Origin of the sequence: Planotetraspora kaengkrachanensis, assembly GCF_016862895.1 — a bacterium.
Lineage (GTDB): Bacteria > Actinomycetota > Actinomycetes > Streptosporangiales > Streptosporangiaceae > Planotetraspora > Planotetraspora kaengkrachanensis.
On sequence record NZ_BONV01000041.1, the window covers coordinates 37,872 to 62,975 of the forward strand.

At 69.1% G+C, this 25,104-nt stretch carries 28 protein-coding genes and 1 pseudogene; 16 read left to right on the forward strand and 13 right to left on the reverse strand.

Annotation, left to right across the window (positions count from 1 at the left end; translation table 11 throughout):
- The first annotated feature begins 5 nt into the window (after positions 1-5).
- The gene (locus Pka01_RS32655; protein ID WP_239115713.1) at positions 6-1,373 is read left to right on the forward strand and encodes a pyridoxal phosphate-dependent decarboxylase family protein; all 1,368 of its coding nucleotides are present in this window, start codon (positions 6-8) and stop codon (positions 1,371-1,373) included.
- Positions 1,374-1,396: 23 nt separating this feature from the next.
- Here the strand turns inward: Pka01_RS32655 and Pka01_RS32660 are convergent, their stop codons facing one another.
- From Pka01_RS32660 to Pka01_RS32670, 3 genes are all read right to left on the reverse strand, one after another.
- Positions 1,397-1,843, reverse strand: coding sequence for an SRPBCC family protein (locus Pka01_RS32660; protein ID WP_203886809.1), 447 nt, complete (start codon positions 1,841-1,843; stop codon positions 1,397-1,399).
- Positions 1,840-2,199, reverse strand: coding sequence for an ArsR/SmtB family transcription factor (locus Pka01_RS32665; RefSeq protein ID WP_239115715.1), 360 nt, complete (start codon positions 2,197-2,199; stop codon positions 1,840-1,842). The genes Pka01_RS32660 and Pka01_RS32665 overlap by 4 nt, the downstream gene beginning before the upstream one ends.
- 116 nt (positions 2,200-2,315) lie before the next feature.
- Complete coding sequence (locus tag Pka01_RS32670; RefSeq protein WP_203886810.1) at positions 2,316-3,278, reverse strand: helix-turn-helix domain-containing protein; 963 nt, start codon at positions 3,276-3,278, stop codon at positions 2,316-2,318.
- A 100-nt stretch (positions 3,279-3,378) separates the two neighbouring features.
- Between Pka01_RS32670 and Pka01_RS32675 the strand changes: the two genes are divergently transcribed.
- The 5 genes from Pka01_RS32675 to Pka01_RS32695 all read left to right on the forward strand — a co-directional run bounded on the left by Pka01_RS32675 (position 3,379) and on the right by Pka01_RS32695 (position 7,885).
- Positions 3,379-4,407, forward strand: a complete 1,029-nt coding sequence (locus Pka01_RS32675) for a saccharopine dehydrogenase family protein (protein WP_203886811.1) — start codon at positions 3,379-3,381, stop codon at positions 4,405-4,407.
- 114 nt (positions 4,408-4,521) lie between these two features.
- Entirely contained in the window at positions 4,522-4,773 is a 252-nt protein-coding gene (locus Pka01_RS32680) for a hypothetical protein (protein WP_203886812.1), read from the forward strand.
- Positions 4,774-4,815: 42 nt separating this feature from the next.
- Positions 4,816-5,292, forward strand: coding sequence for an HIT family protein (locus Pka01_RS32685; protein ID WP_203886813.1), 477 nt, complete (start codon positions 4,816-4,818; stop codon positions 5,290-5,292).
- A gap of 80 nt (positions 5,293-5,372) precedes the next feature.
- Complete coding sequence (locus tag Pka01_RS32690; protein WP_203886814.1) at positions 5,373-6,518, forward strand: cytochrome P450; 1,146 nt, start codon at positions 5,373-5,375, stop codon at positions 6,516-6,518.
- 161 nt (positions 6,519-6,679) lie between these two features.
- Positions 6,680-7,885 (forward strand): L,D-transpeptidase, encoded by a 1,206-nt coding sequence (locus Pka01_RS32695; protein WP_239115717.1) that lies wholly within the window; start codon positions 6,680-6,682, stop codon positions 7,883-7,885.
- A 72-nt stretch (positions 7,886-7,957) separates the two neighbouring features.
- Here the strand turns inward: Pka01_RS32695 and Pka01_RS32700 are convergent, their stop codons facing one another.
- From Pka01_RS32700 to Pka01_RS32710, 3 genes are all read right to left on the reverse strand, one after another.
- Entirely contained in the window at positions 7,958-8,137 is a 180-nt protein-coding gene (locus Pka01_RS32700) for a hypothetical protein (RefSeq protein WP_203886815.1), read from the reverse strand.
- A gap of 34 nt (positions 8,138-8,171) precedes the next feature.
- Positions 8,172-8,945: a phytanoyl-CoA dioxygenase family protein gene (locus Pka01_RS32705; RefSeq protein WP_203886816.1), complete on the reverse strand. Its 774-nt coding sequence runs from the start codon at positions 8,943-8,945 to the stop codon at positions 8,172-8,174.
- A gap of 117 nt (positions 8,946-9,062) precedes the next feature.
- Complete coding sequence (locus Pka01_RS32710) at positions 9,063-10,079, reverse strand: radical SAM protein (protein WP_203886817.1); 1,017 nt, start codon at positions 10,077-10,079, stop codon at positions 9,063-9,065.
- A 252-nt stretch (positions 10,080-10,331) separates the two neighbouring features.
- Here Pka01_RS32710 and Pka01_RS32715 point away from each other — a divergent pair, with 252 nt between their 5' ends.
- The 5 genes from Pka01_RS32715 to Pka01_RS32735 all read left to right on the forward strand — a co-directional run bounded on the left by Pka01_RS32715 (position 10,332) and on the right by Pka01_RS32735 (position 13,488).
- Complete coding sequence (locus Pka01_RS32715; protein WP_203886818.1) at positions 10,332-10,655, forward strand: DMT family transporter; 324 nt, start codon at positions 10,332-10,334, stop codon at positions 10,653-10,655.
- 80 nt (positions 10,656-10,735) lie between these two features.
- Positions 10,736-11,359 carry a TetR/AcrR family transcriptional regulator gene (locus Pka01_RS32720; RefSeq protein ID WP_203886819.1) on the forward strand — a complete coding sequence of 208 codons (624 nt, stop codon included), beginning with the start codon at positions 10,736-10,738 and terminating at the stop codon, positions 11,357-11,359.
- A gap of 17 nt (positions 11,360-11,376) precedes the next feature.
- A complete protein-coding gene (locus Pka01_RS32725) occupies positions 11,377-11,700 on the forward strand; it encodes a DUF952 domain-containing protein (protein ID WP_203886820.1) in 324 nt (107 codons plus the stop codon).
- A 415-nt stretch (positions 11,701-12,115) separates the two neighbouring features.
- Positions 12,116-13,033: a GNAT family N-acetyltransferase gene (locus Pka01_RS32730; protein WP_203886898.1), complete on the forward strand. Its 918-nt coding sequence runs from the start codon at positions 12,116-12,118 to the stop codon at positions 13,031-13,033.
- Between the two features lie 56 nt (positions 13,034-13,089).
- Positions 13,090-13,488, forward strand: coding sequence for a VOC family protein (locus tag Pka01_RS32735; RefSeq protein WP_203886821.1), 399 nt, complete (start codon positions 13,090-13,092; stop codon positions 13,486-13,488).
- Here the strand turns inward: Pka01_RS32735 and Pka01_RS32740 are convergent.
- The 4 genes from Pka01_RS32740 to Pka01_RS32755 all read right to left on the reverse strand — a co-directional run bounded on the left by Pka01_RS32740 (position 13,481) and on the right by Pka01_RS32755 (position 16,833).
- Positions 13,481-14,224: a helix-turn-helix domain-containing protein gene (locus tag Pka01_RS32740; RefSeq protein WP_203886822.1), complete on the reverse strand. Its 744-nt coding sequence runs from the start codon at positions 14,222-14,224 to the stop codon at positions 13,481-13,483. The two genes, Pka01_RS32735 and Pka01_RS32740, sit on opposite strands and share 8 nt — an antisense overlap.
- 61 nt (positions 14,225-14,285) lie before the next feature.
- Complete coding sequence (locus tag Pka01_RS32745; RefSeq protein WP_203886823.1) at positions 14,286-15,092, reverse strand: ABC transporter permease; 807 nt, start codon at positions 15,090-15,092, stop codon at positions 14,286-14,288.
- On the reverse strand, positions 15,092-15,898 hold the full coding sequence (locus tag Pka01_RS32750; protein WP_203886824.1) for an ABC transporter permease: 807 nt from the start codon (positions 15,896-15,898) through the stop codon (positions 15,092-15,094). The genes Pka01_RS32745 and Pka01_RS32750 overlap by 1 nt, the downstream gene beginning before the upstream one ends.
- On the reverse strand, positions 15,898-16,833 hold the full coding sequence (locus Pka01_RS32755) for an ABC transporter ATP-binding protein (protein WP_203886825.1): 936 nt from the start codon (positions 16,831-16,833) through the stop codon (positions 15,898-15,900). Before Pka01_RS32755 ends, Pka01_RS32750 begins: the two co-directional genes overlap by 1 nt.
- A gap of 143 nt (positions 16,834-16,976) precedes the next feature.
- Here Pka01_RS32755 and Pka01_RS32760 point away from each other — a divergent pair, with 143 nt between their 5' ends.
- The 4 genes and pseudogenes from Pka01_RS32760 to Pka01_RS32780 all read left to right on the forward strand — a co-directional run bounded on the left by Pka01_RS32760 (position 16,977) and on the right by Pka01_RS32780 (position 19,961).
- On the forward strand, positions 16,977-17,426 hold the full coding sequence (locus tag Pka01_RS32760) for a universal stress protein (protein ID WP_203886826.1): 450 nt from the start codon (positions 16,977-16,979) through the stop codon (positions 17,424-17,426).
- A gap of 473 nt (positions 17,427-17,899) precedes the next feature.
- The gene (locus Pka01_RS32765) at positions 17,900-18,649 is read left to right on the forward strand and encodes an SRPBCC family protein (RefSeq protein WP_203886827.1); all 750 of its coding nucleotides are present in this window, start codon (positions 17,900-17,902) and stop codon (positions 18,647-18,649) included.
- A 75-nt stretch (positions 18,650-18,724) separates the two neighbouring features.
- Positions 18,725-19,372 (forward strand): annotated as a pseudogene (locus Pka01_RS32775) (DUF4158 domain-containing protein).
- Positions 19,373-19,397: 25 nt separating this feature from the next.
- Complete coding sequence (locus tag Pka01_RS32780; RefSeq protein ID WP_203886829.1) at positions 19,398-19,961, forward strand: dihydrofolate reductase family protein; 564 nt, start codon at positions 19,398-19,400, stop codon at positions 19,959-19,961.
- Between the two features lie 257 nt (positions 19,962-20,218).
- Here the strand turns inward: Pka01_RS32780 and Pka01_RS32785 are convergent, their stop codons facing one another.
- Entirely contained in the window at positions 20,219-21,304 is a 1,086-nt protein-coding gene (locus Pka01_RS32785) for an RNA polymerase subunit sigma-70 (RefSeq protein WP_203886830.1), read from the reverse strand.
- 490 nt (positions 21,305-21,794) lie between these two features.
- Positions 21,795-22,373 (reverse strand): TetR/AcrR family transcriptional regulator, encoded by a 579-nt coding sequence (locus Pka01_RS32795; RefSeq protein ID WP_203886831.1) that lies wholly within the window; start codon positions 22,371-22,373, stop codon positions 21,795-21,797.
- A 72-nt stretch (positions 22,374-22,445) separates the two neighbouring features.
- Between Pka01_RS32795 and Pka01_RS32800 the strand changes: the two genes are divergently transcribed.
- Positions 22,446-23,441 carry an alpha/beta hydrolase gene (locus Pka01_RS32800; RefSeq protein WP_239115719.1) on the forward strand — a complete coding sequence of 332 codons (996 nt, stop codon included), beginning with the start codon at positions 22,446-22,448 and terminating at the stop codon, positions 23,439-23,441.
- A gap of 397 nt (positions 23,442-23,838) precedes the next feature.
- Here Pka01_RS32800 and Pka01_RS32805 read toward each other — a convergent pair whose 3' ends face one another.
- Positions 23,839-25,083, reverse strand: coding sequence for an aminotransferase class V-fold PLP-dependent enzyme (locus Pka01_RS32805; RefSeq protein ID WP_203886832.1), 1,245 nt, complete (start codon positions 25,081-25,083; stop codon positions 23,839-23,841).
- Between the last annotated feature and the right edge of the window lie 21 nt (positions 25,084-25,104).

A 25,104-nucleotide genomic window follows, 5' to 3' on the forward strand; every position in this document is an offset into this window, starting at 1 on the left:
ACACCGTGGACGAGCTTTCGCACGCGGCCCGGATGGCCGCCGACCACCTGTCCGCCGTCCCCGAGCAGCCGGTCTGGCGGCCGGTGCCGGCGGACGACAGGGCCTGGCTGACAGGGCAACCGCTGCCGGACACGGGCGCCGCGCTGGAGGACCTGCTGCGCGCGATCTGTGATCACGTGCTGCCCTATCCGATGGGCAACGGTCACCCCCGCTTCTTCGGCTGGGTCAACTCGCCTCCGTCACCCGCCGGTGTGCTGGTCGCGCCGCTGGCCGCGGCGATGAACCCGTCGTGCGCGGGCGGTGAGCACGCCGGAGCGCTCCTGGAGCGCACCGCCGTACGGTGGCTGGCCGAGTTGGCCGGCTTCCCGCACCGGCCAGGCGCGGGCCTCCTGACCAGCGGGGCGTCCATGGCGACCGTGGTCGCGCTGGCCACCGCCCGGCAGCGGGTGCCGGGCGTGCGCGTCGACGGCCTGTACGGCGAACGCCCGCTGACCACGTACGTCTCCGCCGAGGGGCACAGCTGCCTGCGCAAGGCGGCCGAGCTGCTCGGTCTGGGCGGCCGGTACATCAGGACCGTTCCGGTGGACCACGCGTTCCGCATGGACGTGCCCGCGCTCCGGCGCATGATCGGGGACGACCTCCACGCCGGGCTGCGGCCCCTTCTGGTCGCCGCGAGCGCGGGCACGGTCAACACCGGCGCGGTGGACCCGCTGGCCGACATCGCCGAGGTCGCCCGCGAGCACGACCTGTGGTTCCACGTCGACGGGGCCTACGGCGCGCTCGGCGTCCTGGACGAGCGTCTGCGCCCGGCGTATGCGGGCATGGACCTCGCGGACTCTCTCGTACTCGACCCGCACAAGTGGCTCGGGGTTCCCGTGGACGCCGGGTGCGTCCTGTTCCGCGACCCGGCCGGGCCACGCGACGCCTTCAGCCTCGTTCCGCCTTACCTGCGCGACGAAGGCGCGGGCGAGCTGGGATGGTTCTCCGAGTACGGTCCCGAGCAGACCCGGCCCTTCCGTGCGCTGCGGGTCTGGGCCACCATCGCCCACCTGGGCAGGGACGGCGTCACGCGCCTGGTCGAGCGCACCCGCGACCGTGCCGCGGAACTCGCCGCCATGGTCGCGGCCGCCGGCGACTTCGAGCTCGCCGCGCCCGCCGTCACCTCGGTCGTCGCGTTCCGCTACCTTCCCCTCCGGGTCAACGGGGGGATCCCGGCCGTCGTCCAGCGGCGCGGGCGCGCCTTCCTGACCGGGACCCTGCTCGGCGGCCAGGAGACGCTGCGCGCCTGCGTTCTGCATCCCGGCACCACCCGCGACGACCTCGCCGTGCTCCTGGACGAGATCCGCGCCGCCGCCGAGGAACTCGCCGGATGAGGCGACGCGCCGGGATGCGTCTTCTAACGGCGGAGTTCCGCCTCCAGGGCGGTGAGCTGCTCGAGGGTCCCCTGTTCCCGCCAGGCCGGCTGCTCGTGCCCGTCGAGGAACGTGTCCTGCTCGGTGAGCACCAACCGGGTGCCCTCGCCCTCGGGGGACAGTTCCACACATGTGACGGACACCGTCGCCAGGGTGTCCCCGAACGTGAGGGCGGAGGCGCAGACGATCCGCCGGTCGGGGACGATGTCGTGATACACCGACTCGAACGTCAGTACCGAGCCGTCCTCCCCGCGTCCGCGGGCGACCTCCCTGCCGCCGAGGCGGAAGTCGAGTTCGTGCTCGGAGGAGGGACCGGCGAACCAGCGGGCCTTGGCGGCGGGGTCGGCCCAGGCGGCGAAGACGCGGGCCGGCGACGCGGCGTAGACCCGTTCGTGGGTGAACGTGGTGTGGATGACGGAACGGTCGCTCATGATGTGCTCCTCTTCTCGAGTCCCTGATCTGGTGCCTGTGGCTCCTCGGCCAGGTAGTCGCCGAGGCGGTCGAGACCGCGTTCCCAGGACGTGCGCTGCGCCGCGATCCACTCCTGCGCGGCCCGCAGTCCCTCGGGCTGGATGTGGCACGTGCGGACCCGGCCCGACTTGCCGGACCTGACCAGCCCGCACGCCTCGAGCACCTGCAGGTGCTGCATGACCGCCGGCAGGGACATCTCCAGGGGTCGGGCGAGGTCGCTCACCGAGGCCGGCCCGCGTACCAGCCGCTCGACCATGCTCCTGCGGGTCTCGTCCGCCAGCGCCTGGAAGATCCGGTCCAACTCATACTTAGGCACGTACTTAACTATTCCCCGAGACCCGTCAACAGTCAAGTAGTTGATTAACTATTTGGGAGCCGATTCGCAGGCGCGGTGTGCGTGCGGTCGGCGGGGTGCACGCATCGACGCATCGGTCAGGGGCCGTACGGGCCGGGGCGGGGCGCCGAGCGGAAGGTCCGGCGATAGGCGTCCGGAGGCACGCCGACCGTGCGGTTGAAGTGCCGGCGCAGCGTCGTGGCGGTGCCCATGCCCGTGGCAGCCGCGATGGCGTCGATGCCGTCGTCGGTGGTCTCCAGCAACTCCTGGGCGTGGCGGATCCGCTGGGTCAGCAGCCATTGCAGCGGGGTGGTGCCGGTCACCGATCTGAAGTGGCGGCCCAGGTTGCGCGAGCTCATCCGCGCCTGGCGGGCCAGATCCTCCACGGTCAGCGGGTGGTCCAGCCGTTCGATCACCCAGGGGAACAGCTCAGCCAGTGGATGGCTGGACGGGGCGGGCACCGGGGTGGTGACGAACTGGGCCTGGCCGCCGTCCCGGTGCGGCGGCACGACCAGGCGGCGGGCGACGGTGTTGGCGACCGACGAGCCGTGGTCGAGGCGGACGATGTGCAGGCACAGATCCATGGCGGCCGCCTTGCCCGCGGAGGTGAGCACGCTGCCGTTGTCCACGTACAGGACGTCCGGGTCCACCTGCACCCGGGGGTAGCGCGCGGACAGGACTTCGGTGTGCGCCCAGTGCGTGGTCGCGTGCCGCCCATCCAGGAGGCCGGCGGCGGCCAGCACGAACGCGCCCGTGCAGAGGGAGGCCACCCGCGCGCCCGCCTCATGGGCCGCGCGCACCGCGTCGACCAGGTCCGCGGGCGGATCCACGTCGACGTCGGCCCAGCCGGGGACGATCACGGTGTCGGCGTGCGAGAGCCGGTCGAGGCCGTGGTCGGGCTCCAGCAGGAACCTGCCGGTCCGTACGGCGCCCGGCCCGCAGACGACGAAGCCGTACCAGGGGCCGGCCACGCTGGTCATGTCGGCCCCGAAGACCTCGTACGCCAAGGACAGCTCGAACTGCAACATCCCGTCGGTGACGGCCAGGGCGACAGTGTGCATGTCCGGAATTGTATGGGTATTGGCGTTCCAGACACTCGTACGGAACGCCCGCCCTCGCCAGGATGTTCGCGACAGATCATTTTGAGCACGAGGAGAACCCATGAAATCGGGGCTCACGGTGGCGGTGTTCGGCGCGTACGGGCACACCGGTCGATTCGTGGTCGCGGAGTTGCGGGAACGCGGGTTCGTCCCGGTCCTGTCCGGCCGCGACGCCGACAGGCTGAAGACTCTGGCGTACGAACACGGACTCGACGCCCGCCCCGCGTCCGTCGACGACCCGGCCTCGCTCGACCACGCGCTGGCGGGTGCGGCGGCCGTGATCAACTGTGCCGGGCCGTTCGCCACGACGGCCGCACCCGTGATCGAGGCGGCACTGCGCGCGGGGATCCCGTATGTGGACGTGGCGGCCGAGATCGAGGCCAACGTCGACACGTTCGCGCACTTCGCGGATCGCGCCCGCGCCGCGGGCGCGGTGATCGTCCCTGCGATGGCCTTCTACGGCGGCCTCGGCGACCTGATGGTCACCGCAGCGATGGGCGACTGGACGGCGGCAGACGAGGCGCACATCGCGTACGGGCTGAACAGCTGGCACCCCACCGCCGGGACGCGGGTCTCGGGCGTGGTCTCCCGGCAGCGGCGGGACGGCCGGCGCGTCCGCTACTCGAACGGGCGGCTGGAGTACCGCCACGACGACCCGCCGGCCCTCGAGTGGCCCTTCCCCGACCCGATGGGGCCCCGGGCCGTCATCGGGGAGTTCACGATGGCCGACGTCGTCACCGTTCCCAGCCACCTGCCGATCCCCGAGGTGCGCACCTACATGACGGTCGAGGCGGCCAGGGACATAGCGTCCCCGGACACTCCGGCGCCGGCCGCCTCCGACGAACGTGGGCGGTCCGCGCAGACCTTCCTCGTCGACGTCGTCGTGCGCTCCGGCGACGATGAACGTCGCGCCGTGGCGAGAGGCCGGGACATCTACGCCGTGACCGCGCCGCTCGTGGTGGAAGCGGTCGACCGCATCCTCACCGGACGGACCAGGACGACCGGTGTCGCCTCCGCCGGCGAACTCTTCGACGCGCCCGACTTCCTCCGCGCGCTGTCCCCGCACATTTCCGTGGAGCTGCGCCCGTAGTCAGATATGAATTTCGATTTCCGCGCGGCCGCAATGCCCGACGGCCTGGACCCGCGTCCGGGGATCATCGGCACCTCAAAAGCGCGAAGGACGGCACCGACATATGGTGCAGACATGGGGCCCCTGCATCGGTACGACTCCGTCGATCTGACGAATCCCCCGAACAAGAAGACCGGGCGTGGGGACGGGATTCTCGACGCCATCGAGTTCGTACTGAATTTGCCCTTCTCCATCGGCAAGGTGCTCCTTTTGGCGGCGTGGGGCGTCTGGCGGACCCGGATCCCCCGACTCGTCAAAATCCTCATCGTCGGCGTCATCACCCCTGTCGGGGCGGTGCTCCTGCTGCTCGAACTGCTCCTCGGCTGAACGGTGCGAGGTCTGCGTGGGAGCCGCCGATACGATCCACCCGTGAATGCAGACTGGCGGGCGGACCGCATCGGGGCCGCGCACAAGGGCGAGAACCCCACCGTTTTGACACGCATGAAGGCGGGATTCGCGGTGATCGGAGACGTCCAATTCCTGCCCGGATATTGCGTGCTCCTCGTCGACGACCCCGCAGTTACTCGGCTGTCGGAACTGCCGTTTCGACGTCGAATGGAATACCTGATGGACATGGAGCGGCTCGCTGAGGCCGTCGAGCGCGTGTGCGGTCGCACAGACCCGGATTTCCTCCGGGTCAATCTGGAGATTCTCGGTAACACGGACCCCTATCTTCACGCGCACATCTGGCCTCGTTACGCGTGGGAGCCGGATGAGGTCGTCGGGAGGCCGGTGTGGCTCTACCCGCCGGACCGTTGGCGCGACCCTGCGTACGCCCTCGGCCCGGACCATGATGATCTGCGCACCGCGCTGACCACGGAGGTGAAGAGGCTCGCCGCATCGTGACTCGCTGCATCGTGATTCGAGCCGCGGTGCGACGGCATGCTTCGCCTCTCGCCGAAACGTCACCCGCCTAGCGTTCCGGCATGACGAACTCCCCCCTGGTTTTCCGGCGGCATGCCGACGTCCGGGCCGTACTGTCCGATCCCTGCTTCGAGGTGCCCCCGGTCGCGCCGGCGACGGACGGCGCTCAGGGCATGGCCTGGCTCCGGGGGGCGGTGAGCCGGTTCAGCAACGGCGCCGAGCACGCCCGGCGCAGGTCACAGGTGATCGGCCTGCTGTCCGCGATCGACGTCGTCGCGTTGCGCGAGGACGCGTTCGACCTGGCCTCCGCCGAGTTGGCCTCATCCGAAGCGTCCAGGGTGTCCTCACCGGGTCCATCCGAGTCCGCGCCGTCCGGGCCGACCGCGTCGGGGCCGAACGGGCCGTCTGAGCCGGGCGTGGTCGATGTCGTCGTCGATGTCATGGCACGGCTAGCCCGCCGCGTACCGGTCGGGGTCCTCGCGACCCACCTGGGCGTCGCTCCGGAGCACCGGGAGGACGCCGTGGGCGCGGTCGTGGCGATGGCCGCCGCCTACCATCCCCGGCCGGATGCATCCGTTTCCGAAGCCGAGGATCGGGCCGACCGGGCCGTGGCCGTGCTGGCCGACCTGCTCGGCCGTCCTGACCCGGAACGGATGGCCGCCGTGGCGGCGTCACTGATCCAGGCGTGCGACGCGACGGCGGGCCTGATCGGCAACGCCCTCAACCTGCTGACGCGACTGCCGCGTGCCGCGATCGCCGGCAGGCCGGCCGAGGCGATCCTCATGGAGACGCTCCGCCACGACCCTCCCGTACGGCTGACCCGCCGGGTGGCCGTCATGGACACCACGGCCGGGGGAGTGGCCGTCCCCGCGGGCACCGCGGTCGTGCTCGACCTCGCGGCGGCCAATCGTGATTTCGGCGCGTTCCGCGATCCCCACCGGTTCGGCCCTGATCGGTTCGGCCCTGACCGGTTCGATGCCGATCGGCGAGACGGGAGTGAGGACGGCGTCTGCCCGCATCTCGGATTCGGAGCCGGAATCCGGCCATGTCCCGGCGACGCGGCCGCCGTCGCTCTCGCGGCGGGGGTGGTCGACGCCGCGGCCGGGTGGATGCGGGTCAACCCGGAGATCGACTACGAACCGTCACCCAACCTCAGGGTTCCCGCACGTCTCGATCTGCGGCGACCGAATCGCGAAAAAATCAGCTGACTGACTATCATGATCAGGTTTGACGCGGACTTTACCGGTGATCGAGATAGGTGTGAACGTTCGGCGACCAAACTGTGACCTAACTGGTCCAGAAATTGCACATATCTACGGCTACCCCTAATAAGGTCTTGTGTGCACTTTGCGCCCATGGGGGAGAAGTTGTGACGAGCACTCACACCCGGTCTAAGTTGCCCATCGCCGGGGTCGCCGTGGCCATGGTCACGGCATTGGCAGCATGTTCCAGTGGGTCGGGGTCGGGCTCCGCGTCGTCGCCGGGGGGCGACGGAGGAGAAACGACACCGGCCAAGCCGGTACCGACCATCAAGATCAGCCCCGTCAAGGGCACCGCGAAGGTGCGCCCGGACAAGGCTGTGGTCGTGACCGCCGACAACGGTTCGCTTGAAGAGGTCGTCGTCGAGTCCAACGGTGTTCCGGTCGAGGGGGAATTCGACGCGGACCGCACCAAGTGGACGTCGAAGGGCCCGTTGAAGCCGTCGAGCAAGTACACCGTGTCGGCCAAGGCCACCGGTGAAGGCGGTCCCACCGAGGCGAACAGCCAGTTCAGCACGCTGAAGCCCAAATTCCCGCTTGCCGTCGCGGACATCACGCCGGGCGTCAAGGGGGAGACGGTGGGCGTCGGAATGCCGATCATGGTGACCTTCAACCAGTCGGTGACAGACAAGGCGTCCGTTGAGAAGGCGCTCCAGGTCAAGGCCGAGAAACCGGTCGACGGAGCATGGCGCTGGATGAGCTCCAAGCAGGTGATCTACCGCCCCGCCAAGTACTGGCCCGCTCACCAGAAGGTGAAGTTCACCGCGAACCTCGCGGGCGTGCGCGGCGGCAAGGACATGTACGGAGTCAAGAACTCCAGCGCGACGATCAACATCGGCGCGGCCCTGATCAGCACCGTCAACGTGAAGACGCACATGATGTACGTCAAGAAGGACGGCAAGACCGTCCAGACGATGAAGATCAGCGCCGGCAAGGGTGACACGCGCGAGTACACCACGACGAGCGGCGTCCACCTGACCATGGAGCGGGCGAACCCAGTCACGATGATCTCTCCGGGCAAGAAGGAGGGCGACCCGGGCTACTACAAGGAGGTCGTGAACTACGCCGTCCGCATCTCCAACAGCGGCGAGTACGTTCACAGCGCCCCCTGGTCGGTCGGTTCGCAGGGCTACGCCAACGTCAGCCACGGTTGCGTGAACGCCAGCCCGGCGCAGGCGAAGTGGTTCTACGACAACTTCCACCGCGGCGACGTCGTCAAGATCACCGGCACCTCCCGCATTCTGGAGTCGTGGAACGGCTGGGGCTTCTGGCAGATGTCGTTCAAGGAATGGGAGAAGGGCAGCGCGCTCAAGTAGGAGCGCCTCCCGGCAGTGAAAGGGCCCTCCGGCGATTCGCCGGAGGGCCCTTTCACTGCCCCCGAAGCCCGGCTACCGGAGCCCCGACTGCATCAGCACGAACGCTCCCACGATCTTGAGGATGATCAGCCCGACGACGACGCAGAAGACGATCAGCGCCGGACGGTGCTCGAAGTGCTTGCCCTCCTTGAGGGGCGGGCGCTTGGCGACTCGCTCCGCGATGCGCTCTTCGATCGGCTTGCGGTGGAACATGTGGGCAAGGCTATCGGTGTCGCAGCCGAGGGCCTCACGTGCCCGACAGGCCCAGCCGTACGGCCCGGGCCAGTGGCGTGGACTCGCCCGCGGTCAGGGACTCGACCAGGATGAACGGGATCTGCGACATGAAGCGGGGCCGGGTGCCGTGGTGCGGCTGCGCGGCGTGGACCAGGAACGGATGACACAGGTAGGCGTCGCCGGGGAGGCCGGTGGCGAGGGCGAGCGGCCGGTCCGCGCCGGCCGCGTCCATGATGGGACCGGTTTCGCCGAAAGGCAGCCCCTGCTCGCCGTACGGCTCGAGGGCGCGGGCCGTGTCGAGGTGTGAGCCCACGCGGATCCGGGTGGGGGCGTCCTGCTCGGTCACCTCGGAGTAGAGCAGCAGCACGAGCATGGTGCGGGGCCTGGCCGAGATGATCCCCCAGGCGTTGTCCGGGCCGGGATGATTCTGGTCGATGTGCCAGCCGGTGTCGCCCGCGTCCTCCGGATGCGGGAAGCGGATCGGCATCATGCCGAGGGTGCCCCTCGGGTACCAGGTGCCCTCTCCTGCGACCCGGTTCAGCGCGGCGGTGAGCCGGGGGCTGCGGGCCGCCTCTCCGAACGGGCCCTGCCCCGTCTCGTCGGCCATCCAGATCACCGGCTTGGCCCACTCCGACGGCCGGTCCGGCGACAGTCCCATCCGCTCCCACAGGGATTCCCGGATGCGGTCGCCCACGTCACGCGGGAAGGCCACCTCCACTTTGAGGAACCCCTCCGTCACGAACCGCTCGATGTCGAGGTCGGCCGCCGTCTCCTTCACCGTGCTCATGCCAGGAACGCTAACGATCCCGTGCCGCGGACGTCTCCCCATTTTTCGCGTGCGGGGTCGAGGCGCGGGCGTGTCGGGGTGAGCCCGCCGGGTTTGGACAGGAGCCGGAAGCGGGGTTCAGACCAGGGCGAGCTGTCTGGCCGGCGCCCGGCGGCGGCGCCAGCGCCTGGCCGACTGTCCCACGCCGTACGCCTCGGCCAGGCCGCTGACCTGGTCGGCGATCCGCCGCCGGTAGTCGGCGTCGACCGTGGGGCCCTTGCCGTACAGGGCCTGGTAGCGGGGGACGAGGCCGGGATGTTCGCGCTCCAGCCAGCTCATGTACCACTCCCGCGCGCCGGAGGGCAGCCGCAGCACGACGGGGGTCACGCTGACCGCGCCGGCCTCGGCGGCGCGCCGCACGGTGGACAGCAGGTGATCGGCGGAGTCGGTGATCAGGGGCAGGATCGGCGCCATCAGGACGCCGCAGGGGATGCCGTTGTCGTTCAGCGTGGCGCACACCTCCAGCCGTCTCTGGGGGGTCGCGGCGCCCGGCTCGACCGCGCGGCGGATCCGGTCGTCGACGAAGCCCACGGACACCGCGGCGGTCACCTGGGTCGTCTTGGCCGCCTCACGCAGCAGGTCGAGGTCGCGCAGCACGAGCGGGCTCTTGGTCATCACGGAGAAGGGGTTTCCGGCGTCCGCGAGTGCGCGGATGACGCGGGGCATGAGGAGGTAGGTCTCCTCGGCGGGCTGGTAGCAGTCGCCGGTGAGCCCGAGGGCGATCGGGTCGCCGGTCCAGCGGGGCGAGGCGAGCTCGCGGCGTAACCGGTCGGCCAGGTTGGTCTTCACGACGATCTTCGAGGCGAAGTCGTGACCGGCGTCGAGCCCGAGATAACGGTGGCCGCGCCTGGCCATGCAGTAGCCGCACGCCGCCTCGCAGCCGCGATACGGGCTCACCGCCCACTGGTAGGGAAGCTCCGCGGTCTCGGGGATCGGGTCGATCGCCGTCCGCGCGGGCACCTCGTAGCAGGTGATGCCGTCGAAGGACCGTATGACGGCCTGCCGTTCGACTCGGGGCCGCGAGGGGCCGCCGTCGAGAAGCGACTGCTGGACCCCTGGGGTGATGGCGGGGCCGGAGGAGGCGTCGCGACGCATGGGGATCAGTAGAACACGCATTCGACCCTGACGCCAAGTGCCGCGCCGCACGGGAACGGCGGCGGCGAGGAGATCCCCGGGCACCGGCGACGGCACGCGGTATGGCCGCGCCGGACATGAGCGGCCGGGACCCCGGGCACGACCCCTACTCGGGGGCTGCCGAGCCTGACGGAAAGAGCCGCGATTGCCCATGGCCCTGACCATGGGAAACCTTTAAACTGGTACAAGCGTACCGCTTAAGTGGAGGTTGCCATGGCGTGGCTCCTGCTCGTCGCCGCCATCGTCTCGGAGGTCCTGGCCACCTCCGCTCTCAAACTGAGCAACGGACTGACCAACGCCGGGTGGACCGTCGTGGTCTGCATCGGATACGTCGCGTCCTTCATCCTGCTGGCTCGCGCCCTGAAGCTGGAGATGCCGGTCGGCGTGGCGTACGCCGTGTGGGCGGGCATCGGCACCGCGGCGATCGCCCTCATCGGAACGTTATTCCTCGGCGAGGGGATGAACCTCACCAAAGCCGCCGGTATCGTTTTGATCATCTGCGGTGTCGTGGTGCTGAACCTGGCCGGCGCCCACTGAGCCCACCGAGCCCACACCGGGCCATCGGCGGCTCACCGAGATCGGCACATCACTTCAGGTCTGTTTCGTGAGGTCGTTCCTTGGACGAGGTTGACGGACAGCGCGAGGAGCACACCGGCGCGGTGGTCGCGACCCAGCGCCGGCGCAGGCAGGAGCGCGCCCTGCGCCGCCGTGACGCCCTGCTGAGCGCGGCCGCCGACCTGCTGGGGGAGGGCGGCTTCGCCGCGGCGACGCACCGGGCCGTGGCCCGCAGGGCCGGGATCCCCCTCGCGGCGACCACCTACTACTTCGCCGGCCGCGACGAACTGCTCGCCCAGGCGTTCGCCCTGCTCGTCGAGCGGGAGCTGGCCGACATGCGCCGGTCGCTGGCGGACCTGCGCGATCAGTCCCCCGAGGTTCTCGCCGACACGCTCGCCATGGTCTACGCCGTCGACCGGCCGCGGCAACTCGGTCTGTGGGAGCTCTACCTCCAGGCGGGCCGGGATCCGGCGCTGCAGGACGTCGCCCGGGCATGGACCGACGGCTGCGACGAGATCGTCGCCTCGGTGCTCGAACGGGCGGGATACCCCTGCGGGCGATCGGAGGTCCGTTTCCTCACCACCGTGCTGTCCGGCCTGTGGCTGGAGGACATCGTGGAGGCGCGGCCCGAGGGACGGGAACGCGCCCGGAACGTGGTGGCCCGCGCGCTTGCGGCGATCAGCTGACCCGTAGGCTCCGTTTCATGATTTTTCACCTCGCGCTCGTGTCCGACTGGGAACAGGCCCAGGGGGCGGGCGAGTACCGCATGTCCACCCTCGGCCGCACGCTCGACGAGGAGGGCTTCATCCACGCGTCCGCCGACCTCGCCCAGGCCGAGGGCGTGGCCAGGCGTTTCTACCTGGACGTCACCGAGCCGCTGGTGCTCCTGGCCGTCGATGAGAGCCTGCTGGGCTCGCCGGTGAAGTTCGAGGTCCCCGAGGGGACGACCGAGGCGTTCCCGCACATCTACGGCCCGATCCCCACCGCCGCCGTCACCACCGCCACCCCCTTCACCCCCGGGGTGTGATCCCGCGCAGGCCCGCCACCTCCGGAGTGTGATCCGCCTGCCCCCGGGGTGTGATCCGCCCGCCCCCGGGGCGTGATCATGCACAGATTCGCCGAAACGCCCGCTGAGCTGGGACGACGCTTTTCGTGATCATGCATGGATTCGGCGCCGAGCCGTCCGACCTGGGCGGAGACACTTGGTGATCATGCAGTTGGGTCCGGGAAAAGGGTTTGCGGTGAATACAGAGGTCCGGTAGTCATTACCGTCGGAAGGCCCGGTGATCGCTGGGCCGATCACCGACGAGAGGAGGGATAAGCCCATGACCCCCATGATCATCGCGCTTGTGTCCTCCCGGGGCGCGCACCGCGTCTGACCCCGGATCACAGGCGCTCTCACAGGAGCGTGCCTTACCTTGCATCACCAGAATGACCTGATCATGCGTCCGCTCGCCGGACGCGAAGAACTCGACCTCTTCTCCCGTCTGCCGTACACCCTCAATGAGGAACTGGCGGGCGATCTCGACACCGGCCGCCGCCGGGCGTCCTGGATGTGGGTCGCCCTGCGTGGTGACCGTCTGGTGGCCCGCGCCGCCTGGTGGGGACGGCCAAGCGACGACGCGCCGTCGTTCCTGGACGTCTTCGACATCGACGACACCGAGCCGGATCGCGTGGCCGTCGGTGTACGGCTGCTGCAAGCGGCCATGCCCGAGACCTTGCAGGCCGGGACGACACCTCCCGAATATGTTCGCTTCATCCCACCCGACTGGCGCGAAGACGCGACGTCCCAGAAGGTGGTCCAGGACCGCATGACTGCTTTGGAGCAGGTCGGCGCCCGATTGTTCGTCGAACGGCTCCGACTGGAGTGGCGTCCCGGTACGCCGGTTCCCGAGCCGGACGGACGCCTGAATTTCCGGGCGGTCCGCGACACCGAAGAGATCCTCGACCTGATGACGCGAACGCTGGACGGGACCCTCGACGCACACAGTCGCGACGACCTGACCCGGGTTCCCGCCCGCGAGGCGGCCCAGCGGCATCATGACGACGAGCTCGCCCGCTACACCAGTCCGAAAGACTGGTGGCGGATCGCGACCCTGCCCAGCGGCGAGCCCGTGGGATTCGTCGTCCCGGCCCGCAACGACTACAACCCGATCATCGCCTACATCGGCGTTCTGCCCGGCCACCGCGGCAACGGCTACATCGACGACATCCTCGCCGAGGGCACACGCGTCCTCGCCGTGCAGGACGTCCCGCGTATCCGTGCCGCCACGGACGTCGGGAACGTCCCCATGGCCAAGGCCTTCCAGCGGGCCGGATACGTGAACTACGAACGTCAGATCACGATGACCTGGAGCTGAGCCGGGCGTCCGATTCGTTCAAGACGATGCCATGCGGGTCCCGTAGCGTGACCCGCATGGCACCTACCTTCAATCTGATCGGCCTCGTGGTGGCCGACATGGGCAAATCACTCGCCTTCTACCGCCGCCTCGGGCTCGACATCCCCGCGGACGCCGACACCCAGCCACACGTCGAGGTCGCTTTGCCCGGCGGCCTGCGGCTCGCGTGGGACGACGTCGAGACCATCCGTTCGTTCGAGCCCGGCTGGACGCCGCCGAGCGGCGGTTCCCAGATGAGCCTGGCCTTCCTGTGTGACGATCCGCAGGACGTCGACCGCGTCTACGCAGATCTGATCGAGGCCGGTTATGAAGGGCACAACCCTCCGTGGGACGCGTTCTGGGGCCAGCGGTACGCATGCGTGTCCGATCCGGACGGCAACAACGTCGACCTGTTCGCCCCGCTGCCCGTCAGCTGAGCAGCACGCTCAAGGGAACCCCGGCCAGCGCCCTGACCTCTCGTGCCAAATGGGCCTGGTCCGCATAACCCGCCGTGGCCGCCACGGTCGCGAACGGCGTGCCGATACGCGCCAGGTCGACCGCGTGGTTCATGCGGAGAATCCGGCCGAGGGTCTTGGGCCCGTACCCGAATGCCGCCAGACACCGACGGAGCAGCTGCCGCTCACTGATGCCCGCCGCGACGGCCACGCCCGCGGCGGGCAGCCCGGCCCGTACCAGCGTGACCATCTGCGCCACGGCGGGGTCGGGCGGACCCGCCAGTGAATAGCGGGCTCCCGCCACCTGCTCCATCGCCGCGCCGACGTCCGTCATCTCCCCGGACTCCAGCACCGAGTGCAGGTGGCCGGCCAGCCGCCGGACCTGTACGGCAGGCCACAGATCAGCGAGCGCGACCCGGCGGTTCCGCAACTCATGTGCGGGCGTTCCGAGAATGGCCGGGCCGGTGCCCGGCGCGAAGCGGAGCCCGACGTAGCGCGTGCCCGCGGGCGCCGATCCCAGCTGTGCCTCGGTGTCGGGCCCGGCGACCATCAGCTCGCCGTCCGCCCAGATGAGGTCCATGCAGCCGTCAGGCAGCACCCGCTGCGCGGTGGACCCGGGCGGCGTGATCCGCCGCCACAGGACAGCGCCGGGAACACTCGAGGCTCGCTCCCGGTAACGCCCGGGATCGGTCGCCGCGGCGCCCGCGCGCGCCTCCATCACGCCACCGGCTCAAGGGATCCGGCGCACGACGGCACCTCTGCACGGCCGACGGGGCACTTCACACGCACAACATCTTCTCCACGCGGCGCGAGGCGAGCCACAGCCCGCCCACGACCAGGACGGCGAGGTAGGCGATGTTCACCAGGATGCCAGGCCCGACGATTCCCGTACACAGCGAGCGGACCAGCTCGACCGCGTGGTAGAGCGGGGTGAGCTGGATCAGGATCTCGACCCCGACGGGGTAGTCGTGCACGGGCGAGAAGGTGCCGGAGAACAGGAACATCGCGAACTGGCCCGTGCCGAGCAGGTCGAAGTCCTGCCATCCGCGCATGAGCGTGCTGACCCACATGCCGACGGCGCCGAAGGCCAGGCCGATCAGCACGGTCGCCGGGAAGGCGGCGATCGCGCCGGCCACCGTCGTCAGCCCCAGCGCGACCATGAAGCCGAGGAAGATGACGGTGTACACCGAACCGCGGACCACGGCCCAGACGAGCTCGCCCACCGCGATCTCGAAGGGCCGCACCGGGGTGGCGAGGACCGCTTCATAGGTCTTCATGTATTTGAGCTTGAAGAAGAAGTTGAACGTGGTCTCCGCGAGCGCGCCCGACATGGCCGACACGGCGAGCATGGCCGGCGCGACGAACGCGGCGTAGGACATGGTGTGCCCGTCGACGCTCAGGTCGCCGACCAGTGCGCCGACTCCGACGCCGATCGACAGCAGATAGAGCAGCGGCTCGAAGAAGCCGGAGATGAGCACGATCCAGTACGAGGGGCCCGACCGGAGGGCGCCCACATTCCGGTTGATCACGGCGCCCACCCGGCCTGGCGAGAGCGAGAGCCGGGCGGCCACAAGGGTGGTCATCATCAGTCTTCCAGCCTCCGGGCGAACACTCGTCTCGCCGCGATCAGCCCGACCACGGCCCACAGCAGCAGATATCCGACGTGCACGAGGATCGGCCAGCCCGGCGCACGGCCGAGCGTCGCTGCGCGGCTGAGCTCCACCGCGTGCCACACCGGCGACGCGTACGCCACGGGACGGATCGCGGCGGGAAGCTGCTCGACGGGGAAGAACACGCCGGAGAACAACGTCGCGGGGATCACCACGAAGCGGAAGAGCAGCGCGAAGTAGCTGTCACTTTCGATCGAGGCGGCGAACGCGGCGACCGGTGTCACGACCGCGGCCGTCAGCAGGGCGCAGATGGGCACGGTGGCGAGCGCCCAGGGCGAGTGCAGCCCGTCGAAGAAGACGACCACCAGCAGGAACGCCGCTATGGCCAGCTCGACCCTGAAGATCATGTAGATCAGGTGCCCGTGGACGATGTCCTTGGGGCTGACCGGCGCGGCACGCATGGCGTGGTAGGCCCGCACCCATTTGAAGTCGCCCAGGACGGGATAGGTCGACTCGCCGACGCAGATCTGGAACGCCGTCGAGACGAGCACGCCGGGGACGATCCACGACAGGTAGTCGACTCCCTCGACGGACCCGACGTATCCGCCGACACCGATGCCGATGCTGACGAGGAACAGGATCGGCAGGATGAACGACGAGAAGACCGACGCCTGCCACAACCGCCGGTAGAGCGTCAGATACCGCTCCACGATGGCGACGACGGGACGCAACCGGGGCGGGTCCGCTGCGCGCGTGACTGGGGTCGATTCCGTGGTCATCATCAGTCCACCAGCGTCCGGCCGGTCAGGTGCAGGAAGACGTCTTCCAGCGTGGAGCGGCGCACAAGCACGCTCGCCGGGGTGAGGCCGCGGCGGTGCACCTCGGCCACGGCCTCGTCACCGTCGTCTGCGTACAGGAGCACCCGGTCGGGCAGCGGGTCGACGCGCTCGCCGATCCCGTCGAGCTTGGCGGCGTACTGCGCGTTGGAGTCGAGCCCATCGGCGAAGCGTAACTCGACGACCTCGGCCGTCGAATAGTTCTGGATGAGCGACCTCGGGGAGCCCTCAGCGACGATCTTCCCGCCGTCCATGACGACGAGCCGGTCGCACAGTTGCTCGGCCTCGTCCATGTAGTGCGTGGTCAGCACCAGGGTGGTGCCGCGCTGCTTGAGCCGGAACAGGCGCTCCCACACCAGGTGACGCGCCTGGGGGTCGAGGCCGGTCGTGGGCTCGTCGAGCAGCACCAGGTCGGGGTCGTTGACCATCGCCCTGGCGATCGTCAGGCGCCGCTTCATGCCGCCGGACAGCGGCTCGACCTTGCCGTTGGCCCGGTCGGACAGCTGGACGAACTCAAGAAGCTCGTCGGCCCGTGTGCGCGCCTCGGCCCGGGACACCCCGAAATAGCGCGCGTAGGTGGTCAGGTTCTCCCGGACGGACAGATCGGGATCGAGGTTGTCGAGCTGCGGGCAGACCCCGAGCCTCGCCCGGATGCGGGTGCCGTCGCGGACCGGATCCATTCCCAGGATGCGCAACTGTCCGGCGGTCGGCCTGGAGACGCAGCCGATCATTCGCATCGTGGAGGACTTGCCCGCGCCGTTGGGCCCGAGGAAGCCGAAGGCCTCTCCCGGCGCCACGTCCAGATCGATCCCGTCGACGGCGGTGAAGTCCCCGAAACGTTTGACCAGGCCGCGAGCAAAGATCAGAGATTGGTCAGCCACGTGTCGAGACCCTAACCAACGGCACCGACATTCCCGCAACAGGTTTTCGGGCGCCGGCGGGACCGGGAACCGGCCGGATGATCGGCATCCCTTCGCCGCCCCTGCTGTGGATCAGCGCGGCCGCCGGGTCATAGGCTCACGGCATGAGCGGGTTCGAGATTGGCACCGATGGACCTCAGCGGATCATGGTGGGGATCGACGGCTCGGACACCTCGCTCCGGGCCGTCGCCTACGCGTGGGGGCTGGCCCGCCGCCAGGGCTCTCAGCTGGTCTTCGTGTTCGCCGCGACCTCCAACACGATCACCTCGTTCGTTCCCGACGCCACCGCGTCCGCCATCATGGCCGGCCATGAGGTCGCGGCCGACCTGCGTGAACGAGTGGCCAAGGTCTCGGAGACCATCCATCCTGCGGTGCCGTACGTCTTCCGCGTCGAGCACGGGGACGCCGCGGGTGTGCTGATCCGCGTCGCCGACGAGGTCAGGGCGGACGCCGTAGTGGTCGGCGCCTCGGTTCAGGCAGGCCACCGCATCATGGGTTCGGTGGCGATCCGCCTCGTCCGCGCCGGCCGGTGGCCGGTCACCGTCGTCCCCTGACCCCCTTGGGTGTGATCATGCACAGGTTCGGGCGGTGCCGGCGTCACCTGCGCGGATTCCCGCCGTGATCATGCACACCTTCGGCGAAGTGCCCGCCGACCTCGCCGGACGACATGCGTGATCATGCGATGTGCGCCCCCGACAAGGTACGGCCGGCGGAACGACGGCAACACCACACACCGGCGCCGCATCCGCCCCCGACGTGCATGATCACGAACGGCCTTTCCCCTGCTCACAACCACTCCGGACGAATCCATGCATGATCACGGGTGGGGTTTCGCCAGCTCAGGCATGCGACTCACGAACCTGTCCATGATCACGCCCATGGGACATGATCACACCCATGGGACATGATCACGCCCATGGGAGGGGGGCGGCCGCAGGGGCCTGATGGGACGACACTTGACCCCGCAACACTTGAGCCCGCGACACTTGACCCCACGACGTCGCCTGACAAAGCGAGGAGCCCTGACATGACGCATCCGTTCGAGGTCAACGAGGAAATCGAACTCGACGCCTCTCCCGAACAGGTGTGGGACGCGATCGCGTCCGGGCCGGGCGTCGACTCCTGGTTCATGGGGAGCACGGAGATCGAGCCCCGCGAGGGCGGCCGGGGCCACATGACCCTGATGGGCGTCACCGCCCATTCCACCGTGACCGCGTGGGAGCCGGGCAGGCGTTTCGCCTATCGCACCGATGACAACCCCGACGGCACGTTCATGGCGCTCGAGTACATCATCGAGGGACGCGGTGGGAGCGGCACGACCCTCAGATTTGTGCACAGCGGCTTCCTCGGGGACGACTGGGAGGCCGAGTACGACGCGATGTCCAAGGGCGACGGCATGTACCTGCGCAAGCTCGCCGCCTACCTCGAGCACTTCTCCGGCCGGACCGCGACGTCCAACCTGTTCGCTCCCGGTCCGCGCGTCACCGATCCCGATCGCGCCTTCCGGGTCATCGCGGACGCTCTGGGGCTGACCGGGACGCCCGCGGCCGGCGACCGCGTCAAGGTCGGCGCGCAGGGCCTCGCACCCGAGGAGGGAGTCGTCGTCTTCGCCGAGACGCCCTTCTGCCTGGGCGTGGTCACCGCCGAGGCGCTCTACACCTTCATCCACGGCTACCAGGAGGTCATCGTCCTGGAACGCCACGGCTTCACGGACGAGGCCGACGCCAAGAAGGCCGAAGCCGCCTGGCAGTCCTGGTTCTCCCGCGCGTTCGCCTGACACCCAGGCCGGGGTCCCCGTAGTACTCGCCGAAAATCGGGCGGATATGGCTGGGTAGGCTTCTGAGCTGGGAATCTGTGGGTCTGGCGGGAGGTCGTTCTCGGCGACGCAGATGTTCGCGGACGAGGAGCTGGAGCGCTTGCGGGGTTCCCGGAGATTGGCAGGGACGAGCCAGCGAGGTTCTTCACCCTGACTCCGGCGGATGTCGCGTTCGTCGATCCCGGTCGGGGCCGTGGTCCGGCGGACCGGCTCGGCTTGGCCGTGGAGTTATGCACGTTGCCGTGGCTGGGGTTCGTGCCGGACTAGGTGCTTTCGGCCCCGCCGGTGGCGGTGGCCAGGCTGGCCGAGCAGCTCGGCGTCGACCTGGCCGGGCTGCGCTCGTACGGGCCGCGGGCGAAGACGCGGACCGAGCATTCGCGGCTGGTGGCGAAGTATCTGGGGTGGCGGCTGCCGACCACGCTGGAGCTCAAGGAACTAGACGAGTTCCTGCTCGCCAGGGCGATGGAACACGACTCGCCGACCCTGCTGTTCCGGCTCGGGTGCGAGTACCTGATCTCGGCACGCGTGATCCGTCCGGGACTGGTGACCGTGTGCGAGCGCGTCGAGCGCTACCGACCGCTGCTGCCGTCTGCCCGGACGGGAAAGTCCGGAACGCGAGGACTACCTGCGGACGCAGATCGCGCACCGATTAGGTTTCCGCGTCGTGCCCGTCTGTACGTGTGAGATCGACTCACGAGAGGCTGGCACGATGCGGAAACTGATCTTCGGCATGAACCTGAGCCTGGACGGCTACATCGCCGCGCCCGGCGACGACCTCGGCTGGAGCGTACCGAGCGACGAGCTGTTCCAGTGGTGGTCCGACCGGGTGGGCGCGACCGGCCTGGCGCTGTACGGGCGCAAACTGTGGGAGACGATGAGCTCCCACTGGCCGACCGCCGACCAGCAGCCCGGCGCCACTCCGGCGGAGATCGAGTACGCCCGCCGCTGGCGGGACATGCCGAAGGTGGTGTTCTCCTCGACGACCAGCACGGTCGACTGGAACACCCGCCTGGTCACCGGCGACGCGGTCACCGAGATCACCCGGCTCAAGGCCGAGGACGGCGGCCCGATGGACATCGGCGGCGCCACGCTCGCCGGGGCGGCCATGCGGGCCGGGCTGATCGACGAGTACGTGCTGGTCACCCACCCGGTCCTGGTGGGCGGCGGCACGCCGTTCTTTACGGCCCTGGACAGTTGGGTGGACCTGAACCTGGTGAAGACGCGGGCGTTTCCCGGCGGCGTGGTACTGACCCGATACGAGACGAGGCGATGAGCACGGGCCAGATGCTCGGCTCGTGAGGCCAGGTCGAAATCCTTCCTGGCGTGCTCACCGTGACCCTCGGCTATGAGGGAACCTTCCCCGGGCCCTTCCTTGCGTTCCGAGTGAGCTGTTGACCGACTTGCTGGACATGAGGGCGACGGCGTCGTTGATTGTGACGATGTTCTTCGGGCATGAAGATGCCCCGCCGGCAACGCCGGCGGGGCGGTGGTGTCCGCGTTGTCGCGTTGGTGTTCAGCTGGTCAGGGTGCTCATTCCGCGGTGACTTCGGTGACTTCGGTGACGGCGGCCCGTGCGCTGGACTCGTCGACGATGGGGCTTTTGTCTGATGACAGTGTCGGGGGCAGGCCCAGCCATGGTTTGTCGGTGGCGTCGAATCCGGTGAGCTCGGCGATCTTCCCGTCGACGATGTGCAGGACCGCGATGGTAAATAGCCGGTACTCCGGGTCGTCGGGGGTGCGGAGGTACAGCACGGCGGCAGGCATGCGGTTGACCGTCGTGGTGATACAGCGCCAGTCGTCGTGGCCGCGCTGGAAGAGCCCACCGGAGACCCAGCCGTCCACCGCGTCCTTGGCCGTGATGACCGAGGTTCCCGGCTCGGGCAGCATCGCGAAGCGCAGGTCGTCGCGCAGCAGGGCCATCAGCCCGTCCAGGTCGTTGCGCTCATGGGCGTCGATATACGACTTCACCACGCCCCGCTCGTCATTCGACAGCTCGTGGGTGGCGGGGCTCCGCCAGTCGAGGCGGCGGTCGGGCAGCTGCTCGCGCATCGTCACACGCGCCCGCTGCAGTGCGCTGGTCACCGATGCGACGGTCAGCTCGAGGGCGTCGGCGGCCTTCGACGCCGGCCAGCCGAGGACGTCGCGCAGGATGAACACCGCCCGCTGCCGCGGCGGCAGGTGCTGGACGGCGACGATGAACGCCAGCTCGATCGTCTCCCGCGCCACCACCGATTCCTGCGGGTCCTCGGGGAGCATCCGGTCGGGGTAGGGCTGCAGGTACAGCACCTCGGAACCGGGGTCCGGCAGCTCGGACGGTACGGGTGTGCGGTCGTTGCGCTTGTCCAGGAAGTCGAGGCAGGCGTTCGTCGCGATTCGGTACAGCCAGGTCCGCAGGGCCGCGTGGCCCTTGAACGACTCCCGCTTGTTCCACGCTCGCAGGAACGTCTCCTGCGTCAGGTCCTGGGCATCCTCGTAGTTCGCGAGCATCCGGTAGCAGTGCACCTGCAGCTCACGCCGGTGGCGCTCCGTGATGAGTGCGAACCGCGCCGTGTCGCCTGAGCGGACCGCCGCGAGGAACGTGGCCTCGTCGGCGCCCAGCGGTCTGGTGTCGGTCATGGTCATAAATCCTTCCACCGGTGCGAGGGCTAACAGAACTGACGACGTGGCGGAGGATTTCTGATCGGTGAAGCCGCTGACACCGGGCCGTTCGCCAGGCCGGATGGGTCGGGGTCGATCCAGGGAACGCGCTCCGGGTCGGCCCTCGATGTCGAGGTGGGCCAGCACGGCTAAGCGTTGTTTCTCGGCGCCTGCTACTTAGAACTTCCAACAAAATGATCTAGGAATGCTTCTGATCGTCTCCGAGTTGATCATGGTATGAGGAAGGGCGAGCAGCCGCCGTGGAACGTGTCGGATGAGTTGTGGGCGCGGATTCAGCTCGGGGACGACCTGCTGGCGCCGGTTGCGGGACTGGCATGCCGTCGAGGAAGCTGCACGAACTGCTGCCGGCGGAGTTGCATCTGACAGGCGGTGAATCCCAGGAGTCGCAGTGCCCGGGCTCTGGCCGCGTCGTCGCTGTCGGAGCTGAATCGCCGATTCGACAGCAGGTCTAGGTCGGACCGGGGCCGTCAGTGAAGTGCGGCAGGACCATCTCGACAAGTGCGGCGACGTCGGCGTCGACCATCGGCTCGCCGGTCATGCCCATCCGGTGGAGCAAGGTTCCGACGACGACGTCAATGAAGAACAGGACCCGGTTCTCCGGCTCGCCGAGCGCGTCCTGGAGCGCGAGCCGGTACGGGTCCTGCAACCGCGTGGACAGGACCTCGCGCAGGGCCGGATCGCTGACGGCGTCACTGAACACGCCTGCGAACGCGTCGCCTACTCCGGGCTCGCTGATCTTCGCTGCGATCCAGTGGATGGCCGAGGACATGAACGCGGCTCGACTGGCACCCTCCAGCGGCAGCGGGCCGAACGCGTCAAGGAGGCAGTCCACGATCAGCGCGCCCTTGGACGGCCAGCGGCGGTAGATCGTCGTCTTCGCGACGCCGGCCGCGGCGGCGATGCGGTCGACGGTGGCATGCGCGTAGCCGAGCTCGTTGACCGTGCTCAGCGTTGCGGCGAAGACCACGGCGTTGACGCCGGAGCGCGGGCGACCGGGTGGTCTGGCGGATGTGGTCGATCGGGTCATGGCCACACGATAGCCATTTGCGCTACGATCGGTATCGATACCTTTGGTAGCGAAACTGGCCAAGGAGAAGACGTGAGCGAGGTCACCGGTACGGAGCGGCCGCCGCTGGGCATCCGGTTACTGCATGCCCTGGGAAGGGAGCCGGACTGGTCGGCGATGACGGCCGAGGAACTGGCCGCCTACAGCGACGCGCAGAACCGCAAGCGGGCATCCGGCCTGGCGCGGGTGATCACCGGGTTCCCGGACCGCGGCGCCACGATCCAATGGCAGGAGGTGGCACTGCCCGGCCGCGAGCTCCGGGTCCGGGTGTACCGGCCGTCGCCCGGGCGCGGCGACGGGGACGCCGACCGGGCCGACCTGCCCCTCGTGCTCCACGTGCACGGAGGCGGGTTCGTGGGCACGGCGGTGCAGAGCGACTGGGTGAACAGCCACCTCGCCGCGCGGCTGCCCGCGGTCGTCGTCTCGGTCGAGCACCGCCTCCTCGACCCGGAGACTCCGCTGTCGGCGGCCGTCGACGACGGCTGGGACGTGCTCCGGCACGTGGTACAGCACGCCGACCAGTGGGGAATCGACCCGGCGCGGACCGCCGTCTTCGGGGAGAGCACCGGCTCGATGGTCACCGCCCTGGCCGCGATCCGGGCCAGAGAGCATGGCTTGCCCCTGCGGGCGCAGGTGCTGGTCAACCCCGCTGTTGACATGACCTCGACGATGTTCGACCACGCCTCGATCACCCAGCACGCCCACAGCCCGACCCTCACCGTGCCGCAAATGCAGCTGCTCCACCGGCTTGCCGTTCCGCCGGGAACGGATCCTCGTGCGATGTCGCCGCTGTATGCCGACGATCTGAGCGGCCTGCCCCCAGCGCTCGTGGTGGTGCCGACCATTGACCCGCTGGCTGATCACGGCCGCAGTTACGCCGAACGACTGCGAGCGGCGGGGACGCCCGCGCGGCTCACCGAACATTCCGGAGCGACGCACGCGTTCCTCAGCATGCCGGGCGTGGTGCCGCAAGCCAAGGCCGCGCGGGCGGAGATCGTCGAGTTCCTCCAGGTGGCCCTCGCTGGGTGACAGATCCCGGCCTGCCGGTTTCTGTTCCCCAGCATCGGGTCCAACCGAGATACGGGGAATGGTCCGCAACCCCCATAGCGTGGCGGGTACGAACGTCCAGCCACCGAAACCGGCGCGGCCGCGTTCAGGCCGATCGTTACCGGTGCTCCTGCCCCGGCCAGACGAAGGAAGGCGGCCGGCAGGTACACCCCCCGCGGCGGCGAACTGCACGAACCGCCGGAGACCGACCTGCTCATGTGGAAGGCGTAGTCGCAGTCAGCGGCAGCGCGAGGTTGGTGACCTGGGTGCCGAGCAGCGACAGGCTCTCACCGAGCCAGAGACTTCAGGAAGTCGCCGTTGCGCCACAGGCCTTCCTGCGCGGAGGCAGCCGCCGACTCGGAGCGAGGTTCGGTGGCCGTCACGGTTGCTGCCTGAGGTTCGCGACGCTGAGATCGGCGACCGCCGCGATGACCTGGTCCACTTCCTGCTCGGTGTTGTAGTAGTGGGGCGACAGGCGCAGGCACCAGTCGATGTCCTTGTCGCCGAAGTCGAACTGCGCGAAGTGGCGAAAGCTCAGCGCCGAGTTTATGCGGCGCGCGTCCATTGCCGCTTTGAACGGCTCCGGCTGCCAGCCGTCGATGGCGAAGGTGACCAGGGCGCCCAGCTGCCGGCCATGGTCGAGCACGCGTATTCCGGGGAGGTCGGCGAGCCTGTCGCGCAGGTTGGCGGCCAGGGCAGGGGTACGGCGGGCGATGGCGTCCATGCCGACCTTGCGGGCGTAGCGTGCGGCGGCCGCGCAGCCGAGCACGATGGCGTAGGGGAACTCCCAGTCCTCGAACCTCGCTGCCGTCTCGACGGGCTGGTAGCGGCCCGGCTCGACCCAGCGCGCGCCGTACATGTCGATGAACAGCGGCTCGTAGCCGGCGCTCAGCACACGGTCGGACACGTACAGGAAGCCAGAACCGCGAGGTCCGCGCAAAAACTTGCGGCAGGTGGCGGTGAGCAGGTCGCAGCCGATCTCGGCCACGTCGATCGGGTACTGGCCGACGGACTGGCAGGCGTCGACCAGATACAGCAGATCCAGCTCGCGGCAATGCCGGCCGATCTCGGCGACCGGCTGGACCAGGCCGGAGTTGGTAGGGATGTGAGTGGCGGCCACCAGTCGCGGGCGGTGGCGCCGCATCATTTCGGCCATCGCCGCCACGTCCACCCCGCCCTCGGGGAGGTCGGACGCGTGCACGATCTGCACGCCGAACCTCTTGCGCAGCGACAGGAAGGCGATCTGGTTGGAGATGAAGTCGTTACGCGTGGTGAGAATGACATCACCGGCCTCGAACGGGATCGCCGACAGGGCGGTAGAGAACGCATGGGTGGCGCTACCGGCGAAGGCGATGTTCTCGGGAGCGCAGTTGATCAGCGCGGCGGTTTCGGCGTAGAACTCGCGGACCTGCTCGGCGCGGGCGGCAGAGGCCTCGTAGCCACCGATGTTGGCCTCCAGCCGCAGATGGTCGACCATCGCGGACAGCACAGGGGTGGCCAGGAGGCCGCAACCGGCGTTGTTGAAGTGCACGACGCCGTCGGCGCCGGGCGTGTCCGCGCGCAGGGCCGCGACGTCCAGAAGTGATTCTGTGAAAGCGCTGGAAGCGCTATTATCATTTCTCATGTCGGACAGTAGCAGTTCTAT

Excerpts from the sequence above, each read along its gene's own strand:
- Pka01_RS32660 (WP_203886809.1), bottom strand. The coding sequence starts at position 1,843 with ATGAGCGACCGTTCCGTCATCCACACCACGTTCACCCACGAACGGGTC.
- Pka01_RS32670 (WP_203886810.1), bottom strand. The coding sequence starts at position 3,278 with ATGCACACTGTCGCCCTGGCCGTCACCGACGGGATGTTGCAGTTCGAG.
- Pka01_RS32675 (WP_203886811.1), top strand. The coding sequence starts at position 3,379 with ATGAAATCGGGGCTCACGGTGGCGGTGTTCGGCGCGTACGGGCACACC.
- Pka01_RS32680 (WP_203886812.1), top strand. The coding sequence starts at position 4,522 with ATGGGGCCCCTGCATCGGTACGACTCCGTCGATCTGACGAATCCCCCG.
- Pka01_RS32690 (WP_203886814.1), top strand. The coding sequence starts at position 5,373 with ATGACGAACTCCCCCCTGGTTTTCCGGCGGCATGCCGACGTCCGGGCC.
- Pka01_RS32700 (WP_203886815.1), bottom strand. The coding sequence starts at position 8,137 with ATGTTCCACCGCAAGCCGATCGAAGAGCGCATCGCGGAGCGAGTCGCC.
- Pka01_RS32705 (WP_203886816.1), bottom strand. The coding sequence starts at position 8,945 with ATGAGCACGGTGAAGGAGACGGCGGCCGACCTCGACATCGAGCGGTTC.
- Pka01_RS32710 (WP_203886817.1), bottom strand. The coding sequence starts at position 10,079 with ATGCGTCGCGACGCCTCCTCCGGCCCCGCCATCACCCCAGGGGTCCAG.
- Pka01_RS32715 (WP_203886818.1), top strand. The coding sequence starts at position 10,332 with ATGGCGTGGCTCCTGCTCGTCGCCGCCATCGTCTCGGAGGTCCTGGCC.
- Pka01_RS32725 (WP_203886820.1), top strand. The coding sequence starts at position 11,377 with ATGATTTTTCACCTCGCGCTCGTGTCCGACTGGGAACAGGCCCAGGGG.
- Pka01_RS32730 (WP_203886898.1), top strand. The coding sequence starts at position 12,116 with ATGCGTCCGCTCGCCGGACGCGAAGAACTCGACCTCTTCTCCCGTCTG.
- Pka01_RS32735 (WP_203886821.1), top strand. The coding sequence starts at position 13,090 with ATGGCACCTACCTTCAATCTGATCGGCCTCGTGGTGGCCGACATGGGC.
- Pka01_RS32740 (WP_203886822.1), bottom strand. The coding sequence starts at position 14,224 with ATGGAGGCGCGCGCGGGCGCCGCGGCGACCGATCCCGGGCGTTACCGG.
- Pka01_RS32745 (WP_203886823.1), bottom strand. The coding sequence starts at position 15,092 with ATGATGACCACCCTTGTGGCCGCCCGGCTCTCGCTCTCGCCAGGCCGG.
- Pka01_RS32750 (WP_203886824.1), bottom strand. The coding sequence starts at position 15,898 with ATGATGACCACGGAATCGACCCCAGTCACGCGCGCAGCGGACCCGCCC.
- Pka01_RS32760 (WP_203886826.1), top strand. The coding sequence starts at position 16,977 with ATGAGCGGGTTCGAGATTGGCACCGATGGACCTCAGCGGATCATGGTG.
- Pka01_RS32765 (WP_203886827.1), top strand. The coding sequence starts at position 17,900 with ATGACGCATCCGTTCGAGGTCAACGAGGAAATCGAACTCGACGCCTCT.
- Pka01_RS32780 (WP_203886829.1), top strand. The coding sequence starts at position 19,398 with ATGCGGAAACTGATCTTCGGCATGAACCTGAGCCTGGACGGCTACATC.
- Pka01_RS32785 (WP_203886830.1), bottom strand. The coding sequence starts at position 21,304 with ATGACCGACACCAGACCGCTGGGCGCCGACGAGGCCACGTTCCTCGCG.
- Pka01_RS32795 (WP_203886831.1), bottom strand. The coding sequence starts at position 22,373 with ATGACCCGATCGACCACATCCGCCAGACCACCCGGTCGCCCGCGCTCC.
- Pka01_RS32805 (WP_203886832.1), bottom strand. The coding sequence starts at position 25,083 with ATGAGAAATGATAATAGCGCTTCCAGCGCTTTCACAGAATCACTTCTG.